This is a genomic window from Bacteroidota bacterium, from assembly GCA_034439655.1.
Lineage (GTDB): Bacteria > Bacteroidota > Bacteroidia > UKL13-3 > UKL13-3 > CANJUD01.
In genome coordinates this window covers 16,218-37,020 of the sequence record JAWXAU010000087.1, presented here as the reverse complement: position 1 = coordinate 37,020, position 20,803 = coordinate 16,218, and the positions used below count along the sequence as shown (strand labels likewise).

Below are 20,803 nucleotides of genomic sequence, written 5' to 3'. Positions count from 1 at the left end.
TAATACCGAAACTCAATATATAATAGTCCAAAAGAAAGGGACTAATCCCGAATGCTTTCGGGATGTAGTTCGGCATTACCATTCTACAAACCTAAAATAATCTTTGGACTATTTTAGGATAAGAATTGGTATTAGTTTAAGAATTGGTATAAATTATAGTTTCGCAAAGTTCTATAAGCACTCCATTGGTGCTTTTGGGATGGAGAAAACAAATTCGTTTGCCGTCGGCACCCACTTTTGGAGAATCGCTTACAAATAGAAATCCTTCAAGTTTTAGTCTACTTATTTCCTGCTCTATATCACTTACCTCAAACGCCAGATGGTGCATTCCCTCACCTCGTTTTTCAATAAATTTGGATATAGCACTTTCGTTGCTCACTGCTTGTAATAATTCTATTTTGGAAACGCCAGTTTGGTAAAAAACTGTACTTACTTGTTCGCTTTCCACCATTTCAGTTTTATAGCTTTGATGGCCAAACAAACTGTCAAAAATTTTTTTGGAGCGGCTGAGATCCTTTACGGCAATGCCCACATGTTCTAATTTCATGGATCAAACTTCGGGTGCAGTTATTATACTGCCCAAATTTATTTTTTAACTACTGGAATATTTTTAATAAAACCGTTTTTACCAGTAAGCACACACCAGTATATTCCTTGTGGCAAACTACTAATATCGATGGTGTGAAATTCTTTGTTGATGGTTTCTTGCCTCTTCACTTGGCGACCTGTGGCATCAATCATCATTATTTGAATTTGTGTTTGGTCTAGCAGGTTCACATTGGTGTGTACAGTCAATTGATCGTTAGCAGGCACTGGAAATAAACTAATTTCACTATATGCTAAAGTGGAAGTTTGTATAATACTTGTATTTAAGTTTTCGTAGGGTGATACCGTGAATCCGTCTAAATTAAAGTATATGGTATCAGTGGGTGGAGCTTGTTTAATAAAACTCACATTTTTCCCATTAGAAATTTTGCCTACCACATCAAATCTAACATAATATATACTGGTATGCAAATTATCGAACTTAATTTTGCCTTGGGCGTTGGTAAGCCCTGTTTGTAGGGGTTTCCCTAGCACATCATATAAAGTAGCGGATTGATTTTTCAGGAAGTATTTTTCTTTTATTAATTTATCGATGGTCAATACCACAGTTATAGAATTAGATCCATTGGTTGATATTGTTTTTTGGTTCAATTCTATCGATTGCAAAATATCTTGAGTCAATTGAAAGTATTGGGCGTTTTTCCAAGAGATACGGTTGCCGAAATAGATTGGTATATATTTACTATAATAAAGTGAACTGGGGCTAATCAATACTTTCACAGTATAACGCCCTGGTTTCTTTTGATTAAAGAAATACAATCCCGAATCGGCTACTGTTATATAAGTGGTATCAACCACATGTGGTAGATTATTGGTATTACTGTCGTTCTCTATTAGTAATACAAAAGCTTCATCAATGGGGGTTCCATTATCTAATTTTATTTTCCCTCCCAAACTATAGCTGGAGGTATCTTTTACAACAAGTATGGTAAATTTTTTGGTAACAACGGCCGACACAGGGGTGTCTACAATAGTAAGTTCCACATCATAATTTCCATAATTATTATAGGTATGTTCAACCAAATTTCCAGTTTCGGTTCCACCATCTCCAAATTTCCAGCTAAAGATAAATTCTTTTTTAAGGTTGAATTTAGCAGCAGCTTCGAACGAAACGGTTTTCTTATTGATATTATATGAATAGCTTACTTTGAAAGCGGGAAGACCAGAAATACCAATATTGCTACTCCAAGTTTGGGCACAGCCCGAAACAGTATCTTCCATGGTAAGCGTTACTTTGTATGTACCATTATATTCGTACACATGAAATGGTCTATTGCCAGTGGTTGTGGTATTGTCTCCAAAATCCCAAAAGTATACCGCATTTGGATTATATGTTTTTGTTATAAAAGTAGTGGTATCGGCACTGGTAACAGTTTCAAAAGTGGCATCGCATATATATTTGGGTTTTATATATATATCGTTTTCTATTGAATCAGTACAATTTTGACTTTGAATTAATAGTTTAACTGCTCTGATGCCCGTTTTGGTATATTTCCAAATAGGGTTTTCGTCCGTCGAGAAAACTGTATTTTCAAAAAACCAAGTGTAGGTAGTAGAACTGTCAGTTCCTGTAGCGATACTGTTGCAAATAAGTGAGTCTCCCAATACGCCAATTTTATAATTTGCTTTGCATCCAGGGCTTGCTGCAACTATTATAATTGTATCCATGAAGATGTCCTTGCATTTATTAGCAGCATCTTCTACTTTTAGAAACACATAATACTCGCCAGGATTTGTATAAGCATGTATTGGGTTTGGGCTTAGTGAATAATTACCATCGCCTAAGTTCCAATAGCTTTTATATATACCTGCAGCAGTAGACTTATTTTTAAATGTAACTATATAGTTAGTTGTATCGAACTCAAAATTTGCAGTACAGTTTTGAGCAACACTGCTACCAATTGAAAAAATAAAGGCAGCAAAAAGGGTTATAAATATTTTATTTTTAAATATCAAAATTTGTAGGAAAAGGTTAAGTTAACACCTTTGGCGGTAAGTTTTTGACCACCAAGAGGCGAGGTAACATCCTGCTTGTTTATTTGCTTGTTTATATACGGCTCTATTCCAACTTTAAATGAATTCAATAATCTGAAATCAACTTTTAGTGCAACTGCTCCACTTACCATTAATCTTTGATTTAAAGAAAGAGAATTAGCATCTGGCATTGAGGAGTATTCGGTAGGTTTGCCAGCTTGTAATTTTGGTCCAATATTACTCATTAAATAGCCTGTACCAACCCCGATTTGAGGTGTTATATTTAATTTTCTACCTGCGTTAATCAAATATCCAACAGCAGTATTATAGTTTATAAATTTATAGGTGGTTAAAACATTGGAGTTGTTATTCGATAATTGTTTCGCATGGTAATCTTCTACTTTATAAACTCCTTTTACCTCTGTTGGGAAATTAGGATGTAAATTAACCATGTCCTCTTTTAGAAATTGATAAGTACCCTTGTAGTTGTATTCAGACATGCTTATGCCGTTCGAGAATAATATTTTGTTTTTAATCAAATTAAATTTAATTCCCCATTGATAGGAGGCAGCAGATTCTTCTGATTCTTTTCGTATTGAAGCGACAGTAGCATTCAATTTATTATCAAGTTGGCGGAAAGTATTAGCAACACCTGCAAATATTTCTATATTAGTTTCAAATAAGTTAGGCCTTTTGTAATGGGGAGCTTTGTAGTTGAAATTATTTTCTGGCATAATGCTAGGAGTGCCGTGGCCTATGGAAGGGATTGATATATTGGCAAAAATGGACTCTAAATAAGAAATTTCTGGAGCTGTAACCGGGACTTCGAAATCGTTTGCAACAGTATTTTCAATCGCAGGCACTACTATATTATTATGGGCAGGAATATTATTGGTAAAAGCTTGAACTTGGGTATATGATATATAGTTTTTAGGAGCAGAAGTTGAAGTAGATTTGCCAAGACTTGTTATCTTTGGCTGCACTAATATTGGTTTTATTGGTGTGGTGCTGAGAGTGATATTGTCATCTTTTTCAAATGCAAACAAAGAATCTATAGTATTGTTAGCAGCAAATTGACTAGCTATTAAACCACCAAGTGCGGCAAAAAACAAAGCAGCCGCTGCTATGCGTTTGTAGGTTTTAATGCGTTGACGGCCTTTAAGTATATTGCTAAGGCTTGCCCAAACCCATGCTGGTGGTTGTGGCTGGTGTTGATCGAATTTATTATATAAAGTTTCTTCAGAGGTATTATTATTCAATCCGCTCTTTACTCGGCTCCACACATTGCTTGGAGGTGTAGGCTTGTAATCCTCGAAATGATTCTTAAAAATATCGTCAATATGTTCTTTATCGTTGCTCATTAGCGTTGTCGTATTGTTTGTTTAGCATGGCTTGTAGCAATACTCTTGCTCGGGCCATTTGCGATTTTGAAGTGCCTTCAGATATTCCCAAAACTTCGCCAATTTCTCTGTGGTTATATCCTTCGATGGCATAAAGGTTAAAAATATTTCTATATCCGGGGGCTAGTTTTTGAACTAGTTTAATAAGGTCGTCAGTTTGCATTTTTTGCAGCGGTGAAAAATCACTATCATTGGCTGTTTCTATTACATCCACATTGAAATCCATCAATTGATAAACTCTTTCGCGTTTGTACTTTTTTAACGCCGTGTTAATCATAATTCGTCTCACCCATCCCTCAAATGCACCTCGTGCTTCAAATCGTTCCAAAGTTTCAAATACCGCCATGAAACCTTCATGCAAAGTGTCCTCAGCTTCCATACGGCTACTGCTGTAGCGTAGGCAAACCCCAAACATTTTGGCTGCATACTTGTTGTACAGAGCCTCTTGAGCTCTGTGGTTACCTACGAGGCAACCATCAATAAGTTCTTGTTCTTCAGTGAAGTTCGGCATTTTAATTTACAGGTTAGTGTAAATGTGTTACATGTTGGTTCGGGCTTTATAAACTATTAGAGTACAAAAATAAGAAAAGGGTTGCATCATTTTATGAAAAAATGAAATATTTTTTGTAATTGGTTAAACAAAAATTTGGGAACAACCGAAAACCAACCTGCCGTGACGGGTAAAACTAAAACATTGGCGGGAATTCACCCGGTGCATATTGATGCATCATTTGGTATAATGCTTCAAACACATCATTCGCTTGCGGTTTAGAGAAGAAATCGCCATCAGTGCCGTATGCTGGGCGGTGTGCTTGGGCAGTAATAGTAAGTGGTGGGGCATCAAGATATTGGTATCCACCTTGTATTTCCAGCACTTGCTGCATCATGAATGCACTGGCACCTCCTGGCACATCTTCATCAAAAAATACGATTTGGCCTGTCTTCTTCAACGACTCAACGATACTGCTTTTTGTATCAAATGGGAGCAAGCTTTGCACATCGACTATCTCAACATAGATACCGAAAGTTTCTAGTTTTTGAGCTGCCTCCATTGCAATTCGACAGCATGATCCATAAGTTACAAGCGTAATATCTGTTCCCTGTTTAAGCACTTCGGGTAAACCAGGCACTAAAGTAATCTCTCCAATATTATCAGGCATTTTTTCTTTAAGACGGTATCCGTTCAAGCATTCTACTACTAAAGCTGGCTCATCGCTTAATAACAAAGTATTATAGTAAGCAGCAGCTTGGGTCATATTGCGGGGTACTAATATATTCATGCCTCTAAGGCCATTCAAAATCATGCCCATTGGCGAGCCCGAGTGCCAAATCCCCTCAAGTCTATGTCCACGTGTACGAATGATGAGCGGACATTTTTGACCACCTTTTGTACGGTATTGTAGTGTAGCCACATCATCGCTAAGTATTTGTAAAGCGTATAAAAAATAATCTAAATATTGTATTTCTACTATGGGCCTCAGGCCTCGCATGGCTGCTCCTATTCCCTGCCCTGTAATAGTCCATTCGCGTATGCCCGTATCCGTTATACGCAATTCACCGTATTTGTCTTGTAAGCCTGCAAACCCTTGGTTCACATCGCCTATCCTGCCCACATCTTCGCCTATGGCAAATAGTTCAGGGATGCGTTCAAAAGCCTTATCGAAACATGCTTGCAGTATTTCGCGGCCATCCATGTTTTTGCTTTCTTCACTATATATCGCTTCCACTTGCTCAATATTACCCAATGCCTTGCTCGACTGACTATATAAATGCGAGTTGTAACGATCTTTGTTAACTTCTTTATACTGAGCGAGCAGTTGTAACAATTGGTTTCTTTCAGGACTTTGTTCCCCTACGGTCGATTGAATGCTAGTAAATATAGCTTCAAAAATATCACGACGCGTAGGTTCTGTAATAGTTAACAATGAAGTGCCCGCTTGCTTTATTGAATTAGCTTTGTCCGACACATTAGCTAAGGCTTCCAAGCAAAGAATAGTTTCCGTTACATCAGCTTTTATTTTTGATAGATAGGATTGCCAAGATGCTTTTTGCTCGTCTTTTACTTGTTGTAATCCAGCAGTTTCAATAGCTTCAAGTTCTTCTGGAGTTGCAATACTGTTTGTCAAAATCCATTCCCGCATTTTTTTGACACAGTCAAAATCCTGTTCCCATTGCAGGCGTTCCTTGGTTTTATATCTTTCGTGCGAGCCAGAAGTTGAGTGGCCTTGCGGCTGCGTCATTTCTTCTACATGTATAATGGCGGGAATATGTTTTTCTCTAGCTATTTTGGTGGCATCTTCATATACTCTGCAAAGCTCTGCATAGTCCCAACCTTTTACACGATATATATTATAACCCTCATTTTGATCGTCGCGTTGGAAACCTTTGAGTATTTCGCTAATACTCTCTTTGGTGGTTTGATATTTTGCAGGGACAGAAATTCCATAACCATCATCCCATACAGAAACTACCACGGGTACTTGTAAAACTCCCATAGCATTGATGGCTTCAAAAAAGCCTCCTTCGCTGGTGCTTGCATTTCCTATTGTTGCAAAGGCTACTTCATTTCCTTTATCGGAAAACTGAGTAAGGTGCTGTATATTTATATTATTACGAAATAATTTGGAAGCATAGCCAAGACCCACCACACGGCTCATTTGCGAAGCAGTGGGTGAAATATCAGAAGTGGAATTTTTAAGTTCAGTCAGGTTTTTCCAGTTGCCATTATCATCCAAAAAACGTGTACCAAAGTGACCATTCATGCTTCGACCAGCACTTGAGGGTTCGGCTTCTACAGATGGTTCGGCATATAATTGTGCAAAAAATTCTTGTATAGTAAGTTCACCAATGGCAAACATGAAAGTTTGGTCTCTGTAATATCCAGAGCGGAAATCTCCGTTTTTGAAAACACGGGCCATAGCAAGTTGTGCCACTTCCTTACCATCGCCAAAAATTCCAAACTTAGCTTTACCCGTTAAAACCTCTTTGCGGCCAATAAGGCTAGTATGGCGGCTTTTAAAAGCTGTGGCATAATCGGTGAGCACTTCTTTTTTGAAAATATCGAAAGTGATGGCGGTTTCTTTTTCTTGCATGGAGGGAATACACTTTATAGCCTACGAAGATACGGAATGGTGAGTTAACTAAACAAGAAATGGGAGAGAAATTCATGTCTCTAAAAATACGTTTCAGCAATTTTTTGTTTAATCGAATATAATATAATTGCAATTTTGCAAACGAATTATATATGATACAAGCGGCAACACTATCTCACAAATTTAAACGGGCACATCTCCGTATCCTTATTACAGGTATAGTTTTGATTCTTGCTTCATCATTATATAGTACTTATTCTACTGAAGAAATTTTTGCGATGTTTGTAAAGGACCGGTACCAATTAATCGTAGTGCATGTTTTATTTAATATATTAATTTCTGTATTAATTGTTTTTGCCACTTGGCAAGTAAATAAACGAATACTCGGAAATGTTTTTGACCGATTAAATATCCTCACCCAACTTTGGTTTGCCATGCGTTTTTTCTGGATATTTGGATTGGTTTCGATTCTTGCACCATTGGCTTTTTGGTTGCATACGGTTTTGGGGCAGGTGTGAGAGCATCAGAACAAAAAAGGGTTAATCATCAATCCAATCTAAATAATTTTCATGATTAATAACTTGGAATGTAGCTTTAGGATATGATTTGGTAAAAGCTGTCGGAGCTTTTATTATAGTATCTTTCCATTTACATTCAAACGCAGAAAGTTTTTTGTTTTTCTGTTCTATTAAGTCAATTTCTTGTTGATCGTAGGTTCTCCAAAAATAACTTTCTGTATGTATTTGTTTGTACTCGTTATATTTAATTCTTTCGCCCAATATATATTGTTCCCATAAGATGCCAATATCACTTCGCAGTGCTGCGGGTCTGAAATCATTGATGATGGCGTTACGTACACCATTGTCGACAAAATACCATTTTTTGCTTTTCACAATTTCTTTTCTTAGGTTATTACTATAACCACTTCTACTATATATCACAAAAGCTTTTGCCAATAAATCTAAATATCTGGATACTGTATTTTTACTCATCCCTAGTTGTTTTCCAATCTCATCCAACGATACTTCCGAGCCCACTTGATAGGCAATTAATTTGAGTAAATCCCTTAACTTTTGTGAGTTATTTATTTGTTCAAATATTAATATATCTTTTAATAAATAAGTATTTACCAATTCCTTTAAATAGATAGCTTTATCATCATCGTTTTCTATACTGCTCAGTTCAGGGTAGCTACCATATATAAGACGGTCTTCCAAGTTCTGTTTTATTTGCAATAAGTTCTCATTTTGTTTCCATTCCATTTGAGCTAGCGGGTACAAATGATACGTAATACTTCTGCCTACTAATGGCTCACCCATTTGTGACAAGTCGAAAGCAGATGAACCTGTAATAATGATATGCAAAGGCTTGATGGTGTCTATCATCAATTTTACTTTTCGAGAAACATCTTCTATATATTGTGCCTCATCAATAATTAATAAGTTATAGCCTGCTAAAAGTTTTCTGTAATTTGCTTCGCTCCGTCTTTCCAATAATACTTCGGTATCTCTATCTTCACCATTTAGCCAAAGTGTAGTGTCTTTTCTGGATTCATATATAGCCTGAAGGATTTCTGTTTTGCCCACTCTTCTAGCACCCAGTAGTATTGAAACCTTCTGTTTGGAAAGATTTTTTTCGATTACTTTTTGCAGACTTCTATGATACATACCACTTTTTTAACACCGCAAATATAACACAAAAACATTAATTCAGTCAATTGACTGACCAAATTAATGTTAATTCAGTCAGTTGACTGACTGAATTAATGTAAATTCAGTCAATTGACTGACTAAATTAATGTTTTATATTTGCAAGTATTTGATAAAGAATAATATATGAATTGACTTAAAATTCAACAATTATTGGCAGCAGAGAGGACGGCACAATTATACAACAAAGAGAACCCTACACCAACATTCCCAATTGCTCTTTCAGCGTCAGCAATTTATTTTCGGCATCTGCTTTCTTTTGTAATTCTTTTTCTATTACATCGGGTTTGGCATTCGCCATGAAACGTTCGTTGCTGAGTTTGACTTCTACACTCTTAAGGAAACCTTCTAGGTAGTTTATTTCTTCAGCTATACGTTTGGTTTCTGCATCCTTATCAAGTTCCACAGGTATAAATGCTTCATCGGTATGTATTAAAAAGCTATAAGCACCTTGAAGTTTTTCTTTTGTATATATCAATGAGGAAACATTTGCTAATTTTGCAATCAATGTTTCAAACTTATTATAGTCATTTTGATTTTGAGCTATAATATATAATTCCACTGCTTCTTTAGGCGAAATGCCTTTGCTGTTGCGGAATGCACGAACTTCTGAAATCAGTTGTAAAGCTTTTTCGGCATCCACTTTCGCTGAATTAAATTCTGTGGGCCATGCAGCGATACATATACTATCGCCTTCTTTTCTGGGTTGCAATTCTTGCCAAAGCTCTTCACTAATAAATGGCATAATAGGATGCAATAAACGAAGAATAGAATCAAAGATTATAATAGTAGCATCATATAAATATTTGGATATAGGTTGGCCATAAACAGGTTTCACCATTTCCAAATACCAAGAGCAGAAATCGTCCCACACGAGTTTATATATTTTCATCAAACCTTCGCTCAAACGGAAGGTATTGAAATCATCGTTTACTTCTTTTAATACTTCATCAAATCTGTTGTGAAACCAATGCACCGATAATTCTTGATTTTCCGCTTTAATACTTTCATCAACTTCCCAACTTTTTATCAAGCGGAAAGCATTCCAAAGTTTGTTACTGAAATTTCTTCCTTGCTCAACTTGGCTTTCATCAAACAATATATCATTACCAGCAGGCGAACATAATAACATACCCAACCTCACACCATCGGCACCATACTGTGCAATAAGGTCTAATGGGTCGGGACTATTGCCCAAACTTTTACTCATTTTACGACGTTGCTTGTCGCGAACAATTCCAGTTAAATATACATTATTAAATGGTTTTTGTCCACGGTATTCGTAACCTGCCATAATCATACGAGCTACCCAAAAGAATAATATTTCAGGAGCGGTAACAAGGTCGTTGGTAGGATAATAATAATTTATTTCAGGATTGTCGGGATGTTCTATACCATCAAAAACACTAATGGGCCATAACCATGATGATGCCCAAGTATCAAGACAGTCTTCATCTTGAATAAGATTATTATATGTTTTACTTTCCGCTTTAAATTTTGCTTCAGCTTCTGTCTGCGTTGCCGCAACTACAAAATGTCCTTCTTCATTGTACCATGCTGGAATCCGATGCCCCCACCAAAGCTGGCGGCTGAGACACCAATCCTTCACGTTCTCCATCCAGTGTTTATAGGTATTGATGAATTTGTTTGGGATCAGATTTACTTCCCCATTTATCACAGCATCATAAGCAGGTTTGCTGAACTCTTTCATTTTCAAAAACCATTGCATGCTTAGTTTGGGTTCTATTGCCGCATCGGTCCTTTCACTATAACCTACATTATTTGTATAGTCTTCTATTTTTTCTAGCAATCCTGTTGCTTCAAGTTCTTTGATGGCTTGTTTGCGGGCTACAAAACGGTCGAGCCCAACAAAGGCCCCCGCAATTTCTGCAATAGTTCCATCATCATTCAAACAATCAATTACAGGAAGTCCATGGCGTTGACCAATTTCATAATCGACAATATCGTGAGCTGGGGTAACCTTTAAGCAACCCGTTCCAAATGCTATATCAATAGCCTCATCAAATATGATAGGAACCGCACGGTTCACAAAGGGAACGATTACTTTTTTGCCTTGCAAATGTTTATAGCGTTCGTCTGCCGGGTTCACAGCAATAGCCACATCGCCCATAATAGTTTCAGGACGAACCGTTGCCACGGTGAGGTAACCACTTCCATCTTCGTACTTATATTTTACATAACACATTTTGTTGTGCGTCGGCCTAGTTATCACTTCTTCATCGCTCACCGTAGTCTTAGCAGCGGGGTCCCAATTCACCATTCTAATTCCACGGTATATATATCCTTTACTATATAAATCGATAAATACATTTATCACATCGCGTGAGTAGCCTTCGTCCATGGTAAAAGCTGTGCGGTCCCAATCGCAGGAGGCACCTAGTTTTTTAAGTTGTGCTAAAATAATTCCTCCATATTTATCTTTCCATTCGAACGCATATTTCAAAAATTCTTCTCTGCTGATATCAGCCTTCTTGATTCCCTTGTCATCCAACATTTTTACCACTTTCGCTTCGGTAGCAATACTGGCATGATCTGTTCCTGGAACCCAAAGAGCATTTTTACCAAGCATCCTTGCACGGCGGATTAACATATCCTGAATGGTATTGTTGAGCATGTGACCCATGTGAAGTACGCCCGTTACATTTGGAGGAGGAATTACGATGGTATAGGGCTCACGGGTATCGGGTACTGAGCGGAACAATTTTTTATCGAGCCAATGCTTATACCATTTATCTTCAACGGCAGCGGGGTTATACTTGGTGTCTAGACTCATAAACTATATAATATATGGCTGCAAAAATAGATTATATAGTTTTTATAATTGCCTTAAAATGGAAGGATGAAGAAAAAAACCTCAATTTATCAATATCTGTGGATATGAAAAAATAATGAAGTGATTCATAACATCATGCAAAGTAATCGTGAATAAATGACTATTATTATTTGGTTTTGTCAAGCTAATGTTCTTATTTCGAACATGCATTGCAGCCTGGTCCGCTAAAAGCCATTAGAACCAAGAGACCAAAATCAAATCACTGCCCCTTGGGTTTTTATTAACCCTCATTTTAGTTTTCAAAATTTTTTAATTTAATTTAACCAAACATGAAAATTGACATCCAATCTATCCATTTTGACGCTGACAAAAAATTGCTTGATTTTATCAGTGCAAAAGTTGAAAAACTTCGCACCTTCTATGATGGACATTTAGATTTAAAGGTATTCCTCCGCCTACAAAAAGTTGAGGTAAAGCACAACAAATTAGTAGAAATGAAATTGATGGTGAACGGACAGGTTCTGTTTGTAGAACACGAACACCAATCGTTTGAAGCCGCACTTGATTTGGCTATGGATTCATTGATAACACAATTGAAACGGTTCAAAGAAAAGGTGAAAGGATTATAATACTCCTTAATTTCTACCCACAAAAAAAGCCGAACTATTATAGTCCGGCTTTTTTTGTGGGATTATTTGACTTCATTGCGAGCAACTTCTGGATAGCAATCTCATTTTTAGAGCGTCTCCAATTCTACGAGATTGCCAAGCGGACTCCCATAGCTATCGGAACGCTCGCAATGACGGTTTCTGTAAAACGGTTATGATTCTATTTTGTACTCAGCACCGCGACAGGAATCAACATTTCCTCGAGCGATATACCACCATGTTGAAAGGTATCTTTATACATATTTACGAAATAATTATAGTTATTGGGATACGCAAAGAAATTGTCTTCGTAGCAAAAAGCAAACGTGCTGCTTACGTGTGGGCAAGGCAAGCTGGCTTCTTTTGGGTTACGAATTTCAAATACCTCACGCTTATCATAGTTTAGGTTTTTGCCTTGTTTGTAACGAAGGTTTGCAGTTGTATTTCTATCGCCAATAATTTTAACGGGATTTTTTACACGTATAGAACCATGGTCGGTAGTGATAATAACCTTAACTTTTTTCTGTGCAATTTTTTTGATGGCTTCAAATAAGGGAGAGTGTTCGAACCAACTGCGGGTTAAGGAACGATAAGCTGCTTCGTCCTCTGCCAGTTCTTTTATCATACCCATTTCGGTGCGGGCATGGCTCAACATATCTACAAAATTATATACAATTACATTCAGCTTGTTTTGAAACATATTATGTACATTATCGACCATCGCCTTGCCTTGGTCGAGGTTGACCACTTTGGTATAACTCATCTTGATATTATGACCTTGGCGTTTCAAATTTTCGGCAAGAAATTCTTCTTCATGCAGATTTTTACCACCTTCTTCTTCATCGTTGCTCCATAGGTTTGGAAATTTGCGTTCAATTTCTCCAGGAGGTAAGCCAGCGAACAAAGCATTACGACAATAATGTGTTGTAGTGGGTAGAATACTCATATATAAGTCGTCTTGGTCCACACGGAAATGGCTAGCCAAAAAAGGTTGTATCATTTTCCATTGGTCGTAACGCAGGTTATCTATCAATATAAAAAATACAGGATCCGGTTGGTCCAACAATGGAAAAACTTTATTCTTCATCAATTGATGCGACATGATTAGTCCGCCCTCTCCAGGGTTTTTCATCATTTTCATATAATTATTATTGATATACTTCGCCCAACTGCGATTGGCCTCTTGCTTTTGCATGGCAATAATTTCACCCATTTGGTTGTCTTCAACCGAGTCGAGTTCAAGTTCCCAATATACTAATTTGCGATATACCGCTAACCATTCGTCGAAGTTGAGATTATCATTGAGCATCATACCGATATTTCTAAATTCTTGTTGGTATGATTGGTTTGTTTTTTCGCTAGTGAGTCGGGCGTTTTCGGTAAGTTTTTTAATGGAGTGAAGAATCTGATTGGGGTTTACGGGTTTGATAAGGTAATCGGCAATTTTGGAACCGATGGCATCTTCCATAATATATTCTTCCTCACTTTTGGTAATCATTACACAAGGTACATCGCGGATTGCTTTAATTTGTGTAAGTGCTTCCATACCACTAATTCCGGGCATGTTTTCATCCAAAAAAACTAAGTCGAAACCACGCTTTTTTATTTCTTCAACGGCATCAACACCGCTGGTAACTGGCATTACTTCATACCCTTTGTTTTCTAAAAATAGGATGTGTGGTTTAAGCAGGTCAATCTCGTCGTCGGCCCACAGAATGGAAATTTTGTTTGACATTTTTGAATAATTAAATTGGTTGTGTAAATCTGCTTCAAATGTAACGACTTTTGATTGAAGTTACCCAAACGTAATAAAGGGTTGCATTTGTTACAGGTATATAAGCTTGATTTTGTTAAAAACTTAAACAGCAGATATTATATAATTTTACTTTTTCCTATATAATACATTTTTATATTCATACCCATTTAGAACTTTAAAACGTTCATCGGGATATACTTCTAAAACTTTTTCAAAATCGGGTCGGTGTTTGTCATAAAAATCGGTATCGGTTTGGCATTCGTTTGGGCCAAAATGGGTTTCATATTGTACCAAGCTGCCAGGTTTCATGCTGTCAAGAACTTCCTTATTCACCGTGAGGCAGTCTCCGCCTTTTTCATAATCATAAGGGTCTATACCTGCGAGGAAAGCAAAGTAAGTACTGTTGAATTTTATTTCTGGTGCTTTTTCTAAATACGGGATACTCAGTTTATATAATTTGGCAACAACAGTATGTTCGCCATCAAGACCTATAGGAAAACGATTTATGTTGAAACAAAAATATACAGATCCCAAAGCAATAAATATATATAAATATACTTGCAGGCCTTTCATATACTTTTCAGATTGGGACAATAGCCAAACTGCTATTATTCCTGATAAAGGAGCCACGCATGCCATTACGCGTATAAGGCCGAGTGAGCCCCCTTTGCCTTGCCACCACAGATAAGAGTGAAGTAGTAAAAAGCCAAAATAACAACCCATAATCAATATAATAAAATTACGTTGCTGGGTGAGCAAATATTTTAATTTGTATACCGCAACTACCAATGCCAATGGAAGCATAATATTAAGTATAGGGCTATTATATAATTTACTGCCTTTTATAAAATCATACCATTCTCCATGCCCATACAAGCCACTGGCATCACCATAATTTTTGTGAAATACCCACATAATATCGTTATGATAACTGTATCCACTTATTGAGAAAAACAAAGTTCCCAAAATCAACCAAGGCAATGCTTTCCATTGCTTCTCGAGAATAAAATATATAATAAAAATCAACATTAATACAAAACCTTCCGATCGGATATAGGGCGAAAAAGATAGTATAATAGCCGCCCAAACATATTTTTTATTATATATCAGTAATACACTTGAGATTAAAAAAAAACTAAACATTATCTCAGATAATACAGTAAGTGAAATCAAAAAATACATCGGACTGAATAAGGTAATTAATATAGCAATCCAAGCATTTTTAAGTTCCATTTTATATATGATTTTCACTGCAAACCAAGCCGACAAACAAGCCAATAAGGCATTGACAATCTGCACTGCTTTAAACCCTAGCTGTGCGGGTAGCGACATAATCATGGCAAACAAAATTTTGATAGGTTCTCTAAAAAATGCTATGGGGTGGTATAGTCCAAAACGACTTCGGGTATATAAACTCATATTATCTTCCCCACCTTCACAATCTTGGTTGAGTATAATATATTTAACCATCAGCACAAACGAAAATCCCAATATGATTGGTATGCTGAATTTGTGGTTGAGTATTTTTTCTATTTTTGGTGTCATGTAGTTAGTATAAAGAAGTGGGAAGTAGGAAGTAGGAAGTAGGTTCGCCGCGGCGAAGGGAAGTTGGAAGTGGGAAGAGATCTTCTGCCTTCTGCCTTCAAACTTCCGTCTTAGTGTGCTTCGAGCCAATTATTTCCAGTGCCTGCTTCGGCTTCAATTGGGATGCTCATCGGGATTGCTTGGCTCATTTCTTCGGTGATAATTTTCTTCGCTATTTCTACTTCGTTTAAAGGAACATCAAATAATAATTCATCATGCACTTGTAAAATCATTTTGGTTTTTAGATTTTCAGTTTTTAATCGTTTATGCAGTTTTATCATAGCGATTTTTATCATATCAGCAGCACTTCCTTGTATAGGTGCGTTGATAGCGTTACGCTCGGCAAACCCCCGATTCACAGCATTGGCAGAGTTTATATCCCGCAAATATCGGCGTCGACCTAATATAGTTTCTACAAATCCATTTTGTTTGGCAAAATCTATAGTTGTATTCATATAATCTTTTACACCGGGATATGTTTTAAAATAATTTTCAATAATTTCAGCAGCTTCCTTGCGAGGAATTCCCAAATTATTTGCCAGCCCAAAGGGAGAAATCCCATATACAATTCCAAAGTTGACTGACTTGGCATTTCTGCGTTGGTCTTTGGTCACTTCTTCCATCGGTATATTATATATTCTGGCAGCAGTTGCGGTATGAATATCATGCCCACTTCTAAACGCCTCTTTCATATTTTCATCATTGCTTATATGTGCTATAATTCGTAATTCAATCTGTGAATAATCTGCACTTAATAAAGTATAATTTTCATCACGTCTTATAAAAGCTTTACGTACTTCTTTTCCCAAATCGGTTCTGATAGGAATATTTTGCAAGTTGGGATTTGTGGAACTTAATCGCCCAGTAGCAGCCACAGCTTGGTTAAATGAAGTATGCACTCGTCCTGTGGCAGGATTTACCAATAAGGGAAGTGCATCCACATAGGTAGATTTAAGCTTACTAAGTTGACGAAAATCCAATATATGTTTTACAATTTCGTGCTGACTTAAACTTTGTAATACATCTTCATCGGTTTTATACTGGCCCGTTGCCGTTTTTTTAGGTTTCTCGCTTAGCTTCATGTGCTCAAACAGCACTTTGCCTAGCTGCAGCGGCGATGCTGTGTTAAAAGTCATCCCTGCACATCTATATATTTCTTGCTCTGCAATAATAATTTGTTCCTTCAGTTCAACGCTATAATTATTGAGGAATGCGGTATCAATTTTCACACCTTCAAATTCCATATCTGCCAATACGGAAATTAGCGGTTGTTCAATATCATATAATAGATTTCTGATATTTCGTTCGTCCAACTTTGGTTCAAAAAATTTGCGGAGTTGCAAGGTGATATCTGCATCTTCGGCAGCATAATCTTTTGCAACTTCAATATCTACATTTCTAAAGCTGGATTGCAGTCCGCTTTTTTTGCCAATAAGTTCACTAATGGAAACAGGTTTATAATATAGATATGCCATAGCGAGTGCATCCATATTATGCCGCATGTCAGGCTCCATGAGGTAATGGGCAAGCATGGTGTCGAAAAATTTCCCTTTCAATTCTATATCATATCGTTTTAATATTATATAATCGTATTTGATATTTTGTCCTGTTTTTTCTATTGTCTCGTTTTCGAAAATGGGTTTAAATTCTTCCAATATAATTTTCGCTTCATTATAATCTTCGGGTAGGGGGATATAATAAGCTTCCGCATCAACAAAACTAAAACTAAGGCCTACTATATCTGCTTTTACAGGTTCAATGGAAGTCGTTTCTGTATCAAAACATATATTGGTTTGTTGTGCCATTTTGGCAATTAATTCTTTTCGTAATTCGGGAGTATCAATTAATATATAATTATGTTTGCGGGTGGCTATGGTTTCATAATGTTCTTGTGTGGTTTGAGGCTCCAAAGGTTTTACCACAACAGTTTCTGCGGGTGCTGCTGGGGTGCCAAATATATCCATTTGTCCTGTATCTACTTTAGCCTTTGCAGGCTTCAAAATTGGCTGTAATGCAGGCTCAGCTACGTCGCTTCCTAGCACTCTTTTCATGAGTGTTCGGAATTCTAATTCATTGAACAACGCTTCAGTTTTTTCTTTGTCGACAGGTTCCATAATCAAATTAAAATCTTCTAATTTTAAAGGAACATTAATATTAATTGTTGCCAGTCGTTTTGAAAGCAAAGCCTGCTCTCTAAAATTTTCAAAATTTTCTTTCTGTTTGCCTTTTAGTTTGTCTGTATTTGCCAAAATATTTTCCATGCTTCCATACTGTGCTATCAATATTTTCGAGGTTTTTTCACCCACTCCTGGCACACCAGGAATATTGTCGGAAGCATCGCCCCACAAACCCAGTATATCTATAACTTGTTTTACGTCCGTAATTTCCCATTTTTTAAGTACTTCATCCACACCCATTATTTCGACTCCATTACCCAAGCGTGCAGGTTTGTATATAAATATATTGGGTGCTACCAGTTGTGCAAAATCTTTATCCGGAGTCATCATATAAGTAGTATAACCTTCTTGAGCAGCTTGTACAGCAAGGGTTCCAATAATATCATCGGCTTCGTAACCATCCATTTTTATTACAGGAATATTAAATGCTTCTACCAATCTAAATATATAAGGAATTGCTTTCGACAAATCCTCGGGCATTGCTTCTCGTTGGGCTTTATATAATGGATATTCAAGATGTCTTTCGGTAGGTGCTGCAGTGTCAAATACAACAGCTAAGTGATGGGGCTTTTCTTTTTTAATTACATCGAGCAAAGTATTGCAAAAACCAAACACAGCCGAAGTGTTAAGACCGTAACTAGTAATACGCGGATTATTGATAAAAGCAAAGTGGGCACGGTAAATAAGAGCCATGCCGTCGAGTAAGAATAATTTTTTATCGGACATTATTATAGATTATTGGGCAAAGATAGCTAAAATTACGAATTACGAATGTTGAATTACGAATTACATTTGTGACCTAGATTTGCGATTAATGAAAGCGACAAAATCTTGTCGTAATTCGTAATTTGTAATGCGTAATTTTTTTCAGAAGTGGAACTAGAATATTATAATTCAGCCCCAGAAACCTTAAAGGTAAAGAAGCGTCTTCGACTGCAAAAGCAAGTAGCAATAGCTTGTTTGGCAGCTTATGTGTTTTTGATAGTGAATTTTTTGATGGGTGCTTTTTCGGAACCTGTTGATGCTAAATTTATTCAAACAGAAGTTAAATATACAGGCAGAAGTAGCATGAATACTGTAACTGATATAACTATTTATACTGACAAAGGTCATTTTAGAAGCACACAAAAAAGCAGTGAAGACTTTGAAGGCGTGGTGATGCTCAAACTATGGCAAACGCCTTTTTATAATACCACAGTGCGATATCAAATTGATAAACCCAATGAAGATATATTTTGGAGTGTAGTAAATATATATATTGTTTTTAGCTTCTTTCCTATCTTGGGTTTGATGGGGGCAATAGTATGTTTGCTTGCAAAAGGAAATTTTGCTATTCAGTATGGCTTTCAGTTCTCCATATTTTCAGCAATTATGTTGGTGTTTTGTTGTTTGATGCTGGCATTGGTGTAGGTAAATTTACTTATTTAGTTGCTATTTTAATTAAAATCCAATTCATTCGCAACACTAATTAATATTTATATAATGACTAGTAAAAAAAGTATATTTCTGTTTTGCTTATAGCTATGTTATCTAAGTTTTCAATAAAAGGTCAAGCCCCATCTTATGTGCCTACCGCTGGCCTTGTGGGTAGGTGGCCATTTAATGGTAATGCAAAAGATCAAACTCAAAATGCCAATGATGGAAAAATTAATGGAGCATCATTAACAACAGACAGACAAGGTAATGCAAATTCTGCATATAGTTTTGATGCTAGCAATTCAAACAATATTCAAATAACAAATTCTAGTTCACTGAATATTTCTGTAGAAATTTCCATTTCTGCTTGGTTTAGAACGTTCACAAGTGGTTCAATTACAGCAATTTTAGGGATGGGCGGCCCATAGGGTCAACAGGATATAATTTGCTAGCTACAGGGTTAAAAAATGAACCTTCATTTGGAAGGCAAAATTTTAATTCCGGCGGAATTTTTGGGTTTCTGCACCCTTGTCTTATAACAATGGTAGGTGGGTTCATATCTGCGGAGTTTATGATGGGAATACCTATAAATTATATATAAGTGGTTCCAAAGTTAAAACTGATTCAGCTGCAATAAATTTGTTTAACTTACCAAATTTGTTAGATGATTTATATATAGGAATGGAACCCTACGTAGGAAGATTATTGTACAATAGGCTTCACTAAGGTTCTTTTTTTTAAATATAACTGTTTTCTTGCTAAAGACAGGCAGAATAGTATGCTTTTTAGGCAATAATTTGCTATATAATTCTCTTGTAATGTGTTGTTTGATTATGACACTAATGCGTATTATTATATCTTTTCAGAATTTGTATACTTCTGCGACAATGTTAGGTGGTCAGTATAATACTTTGTCTTAAATTGTGTTTTTAGAATATAGGGTAATCCTATTTTTGATAGCTTCAGTATAAAGCTGAAATTTGATAGCTTCTTTTTAGATAATGCATGAAATCCACGCCCATCTGTATATAGTTGTGCTCCGAATTTATCGCCTATAATTTCTAATGATTTTTTAGAATATAAAGCTATATGCTGCCCATGTTCCAAACCATAATACCACCATTCATTTGAAGAAGGAGGAGTGTCAGAAATAATTTCAGTTGAAAAAATAATTGTATCTGCTAATTTGAACATTTGTTCAATTTCTTCAATAGGATCTACAAGATGTTCAAATACTTCAAATGTTGACAAGGCATCGTATTTAGTATTGGGGTCATATTCAAAACCTCTTGCACATAAATTAGCAGCATATATATCTTGCCAATAATAATCGAGGCCAGCATCACGCATCGTCCTTACAAATATTCCGTAACCTCCTCCATAATCTATATATTTTCCCTTTTTGCCGAAATTTGAAACCAATATAGAGAATGTTTTTTCGAATAGTTTTCTGTTTCTATATAGTATACCTGTGTCACTTACATTCAGTGCACTGGTATATGCTTCTTTTAACCAATATTCTTTTTCAGTTTGAACGAAAAAACAGTTGGGACATTGATAGTATTGCACTTGATATTTATGCATCACCTTTGCTTTGAATAGTGTGGTAGCTGTCGTGTTACAAATTTTGCAATTCATTAATGTATAT

At 36.4% G+C, this 20,803-nt stretch carries 15 protein-coding genes; 4 read left to right on the top strand and 11 right to left on the bottom strand.

The features are described from left to right. Nucleotides 1-136: 136 nt before the first annotated feature. The 5 genes from mce to SGJ10_05620 form a co-directional block, all read right to left on the bottom strand. Nucleotides 137-547, bottom strand: coding sequence for a methylmalonyl-CoA epimerase (mce, locus tag SGJ10_05640; GenBank protein MDZ4757606.1), 411 nt, complete (start codon nucleotides 545-547; stop codon nucleotides 137-139). A gap of 38 nt (nucleotides 548-585) precedes the next feature. Then, on the bottom strand, nucleotides 586-2,562 hold the full coding sequence (locus tag SGJ10_05635; GenBank protein MDZ4757605.1) for a PKD domain-containing protein: 1,977 nt from the start codon (nucleotides 2,560-2,562) through the stop codon (nucleotides 586-588). Further along, complete coding sequence (locus SGJ10_05630) at nucleotides 2,559-3,941, bottom strand: hypothetical protein (GenBank protein ID MDZ4757604.1); 1,383 nt, start codon at nucleotides 3,939-3,941, stop codon at nucleotides 2,559-2,561. The genes SGJ10_05635 and SGJ10_05630 overlap by 4 nt, the downstream gene beginning before the upstream one ends. Then, nucleotides 3,928-4,491, bottom strand: coding sequence for a sigma-70 family RNA polymerase sigma factor (locus tag SGJ10_05625; protein MDZ4757603.1), 564 nt, complete (start codon nucleotides 4,489-4,491; stop codon nucleotides 3,928-3,930). Before SGJ10_05625 ends, SGJ10_05630 begins: the two co-directional genes overlap by 14 nt. Before the next feature lie 175 nt (nucleotides 4,492-4,666). Beyond that, entirely contained in the window at nucleotides 4,667-7,072 is a 2,406-nt protein-coding gene (locus SGJ10_05620) for a thiamine pyrophosphate-dependent enzyme (GenBank protein ID MDZ4757602.1), read from the bottom strand. Between the two features lie 152 nt (nucleotides 7,073-7,224). On the opposite strand from SGJ10_05620, the gene SGJ10_05615 reads away from it, so the two are divergent. Continuing rightward, nucleotides 7,225-7,590 carry a hypothetical protein gene (locus SGJ10_05615; protein MDZ4757601.1) on the top strand — a complete coding sequence of 122 codons (366 nt, stop codon included), beginning with the start codon at nucleotides 7,225-7,227 and terminating at the stop codon, nucleotides 7,588-7,590. A gap of 21 nt (nucleotides 7,591-7,611) precedes the next feature. Here the strand turns inward: SGJ10_05615 and SGJ10_05610 are convergent, their stop codons facing one another. Together SGJ10_05610 and SGJ10_05605 are read right to left on the bottom strand one after the other, a co-directional pair. Beyond that, nucleotides 7,612-8,739 carry an ATP-binding protein gene (locus tag SGJ10_05610; GenBank protein ID MDZ4757600.1) on the bottom strand — a complete coding sequence of 376 codons (1,128 nt, stop codon included), beginning with the start codon at nucleotides 8,737-8,739 and terminating at the stop codon, nucleotides 7,612-7,614. 238 nt (nucleotides 8,740-8,977) lie between these two features. Then, the gene (locus SGJ10_05605; GenBank protein MDZ4757599.1) at nucleotides 8,978-11,575 is read right to left on the bottom strand and encodes a valine--tRNA ligase; all 2,598 of its coding nucleotides are present in this window, start codon (nucleotides 11,573-11,575) and stop codon (nucleotides 8,978-8,980) included. Between the two features lie 329 nt (nucleotides 11,576-11,904). Between SGJ10_05605 and raiA the strand changes: the two genes are divergently transcribed. Next, complete coding sequence (gene raiA, locus SGJ10_05600; GenBank protein ID MDZ4757598.1) at nucleotides 11,905-12,204, top strand: ribosome-associated translation inhibitor RaiA; 300 nt, start codon at nucleotides 11,905-11,907, stop codon at nucleotides 12,202-12,204. 199 nt (nucleotides 12,205-12,403) lie between these two features. Here the strand turns inward: raiA and SGJ10_05595 are convergent, their stop codons facing one another. The 3 genes from SGJ10_05595 to polA form a co-directional block, all read right to left on the bottom strand. Then, entirely contained in the window at nucleotides 12,404-13,957 is a 1,554-nt protein-coding gene (locus tag SGJ10_05595; protein ID MDZ4757597.1) for a PglZ domain-containing protein, read from the bottom strand. 147 nt (nucleotides 13,958-14,104) lie between these two features. Further along, nucleotides 14,105-15,523 carry a hypothetical protein gene (locus SGJ10_05590; protein ID MDZ4757596.1) on the bottom strand — a complete coding sequence of 473 codons (1,419 nt, stop codon included), beginning with the start codon at nucleotides 15,521-15,523 and terminating at the stop codon, nucleotides 14,105-14,107. Between the two features lie 110 nt (nucleotides 15,524-15,633). Further along, nucleotides 15,634-18,465: a DNA polymerase I gene (polA, locus tag SGJ10_05585; protein MDZ4757595.1), complete on the bottom strand. Its 2,832-nt coding sequence runs from the start codon at nucleotides 18,463-18,465 to the stop codon at nucleotides 15,634-15,636. A gap of 147 nt (nucleotides 18,466-18,612) precedes the next feature. Between polA and SGJ10_05580 the strand changes: the two genes are divergently transcribed. Together SGJ10_05580 and SGJ10_05575 are read left to right on the top strand one after the other, a co-directional pair. Further along, nucleotides 18,613-19,149, top strand: coding sequence for a hypothetical protein (locus SGJ10_05580; GenBank protein MDZ4757594.1), 537 nt, complete (start codon nucleotides 18,613-18,615; stop codon nucleotides 19,147-19,149). Nucleotides 19,150-19,262: 113 nt separating this feature from the next. Next, nucleotides 19,263-19,583 carry a hypothetical protein gene (locus tag SGJ10_05575; protein ID MDZ4757593.1) on the top strand — a complete coding sequence of 107 codons (321 nt, stop codon included), beginning with the start codon at nucleotides 19,263-19,265 and terminating at the stop codon, nucleotides 19,581-19,583. A 424-nt stretch (nucleotides 19,584-20,007) separates the two neighbouring features. Here the strand turns inward: SGJ10_05575 and SGJ10_05570 are convergent, their stop codons facing one another. Then, a complete protein-coding gene (locus tag SGJ10_05570; GenBank protein ID MDZ4757592.1) occupies nucleotides 20,008-20,793 on the bottom strand; it encodes a class I SAM-dependent methyltransferase in 786 nt (261 codons plus the stop codon). Nucleotides 20,794-20,803: the final 10 nt, after the last annotated feature.

What these genes read in the sequence shown, in the direction of transcription:
- mce (MDZ4757606.1), bottom strand. Translation starts at nt 547, where the DNA reads ATGAAATTAGAACATGTGGGCATTGCCGTAAAGGATCTCAGCCGCTCC.
- SGJ10_05630 (MDZ4757604.1), bottom strand. Translation starts at nt 3,941, where the DNA reads ATGAGCAACGATAAAGAACATATTGACGATATTTTTAAGAATCATTTC.
- SGJ10_05625 (MDZ4757603.1), bottom strand. Translation starts at nt 4,491, where the DNA reads ATGCCGAACTTCACTGAAGAACAAGAACTTATTGATGGTTGCCTCGTA.
- SGJ10_05620 (MDZ4757602.1), bottom strand. Translation starts at nt 7,072, where the DNA reads ATGCAAGAAAAAGAAACCGCCATCACTTTCGATATTTTCAAAAAAGAA.
- SGJ10_05615 (MDZ4757601.1), top strand. Translation starts at nt 7,225, where the DNA reads ATGATACAAGCGGCAACACTATCTCACAAATTTAAACGGGCACATCTC.
- SGJ10_05610 (MDZ4757600.1), bottom strand. Translation starts at nt 8,739, where the DNA reads ATGTATCATAGAAGTCTGCAAAAAGTAATCGAAAAAAATCTTTCCAAA.
- SGJ10_05605 (MDZ4757599.1), bottom strand. Translation starts at nt 11,575, where the DNA reads ATGAGTCTAGACACCAAGTATAACCCCGCTGCCGTTGAAGATAAATGG.
- raiA (MDZ4757598.1), top strand. Translation starts at nt 11,905, where the DNA reads ATGAAAATTGACATCCAATCTATCCATTTTGACGCTGACAAAAAATTG.
- SGJ10_05595 (MDZ4757597.1), bottom strand. Translation starts at nt 13,957, where the DNA reads ATGTCAAACAAAATTTCCATTCTGTGGGCCGACGACGAGATTGACCTG.
- SGJ10_05590 (MDZ4757596.1), bottom strand. Translation starts at nt 15,523, where the DNA reads ATGACACCAAAAATAGAAAAAATACTCAACCACAAATTCAGCATACCA.
- polA (MDZ4757595.1), bottom strand. Translation starts at nt 18,465, where the DNA reads ATGTCCGATAAAAAATTATTCTTACTCGACGGCATGGCTCTTATTTAC.
- SGJ10_05575 (MDZ4757593.1), top strand. Translation starts at nt 19,263, where the DNA reads ATGTTATCTAAGTTTTCAATAAAAGGTCAAGCCCCATCTTATGTGCCT.
- SGJ10_05570 (MDZ4757592.1), bottom strand. Translation starts at nt 20,793, where the DNA reads ATGAATTGCAAAATTTGTAACACGACAGCTACCACACTATTCAAAGCA.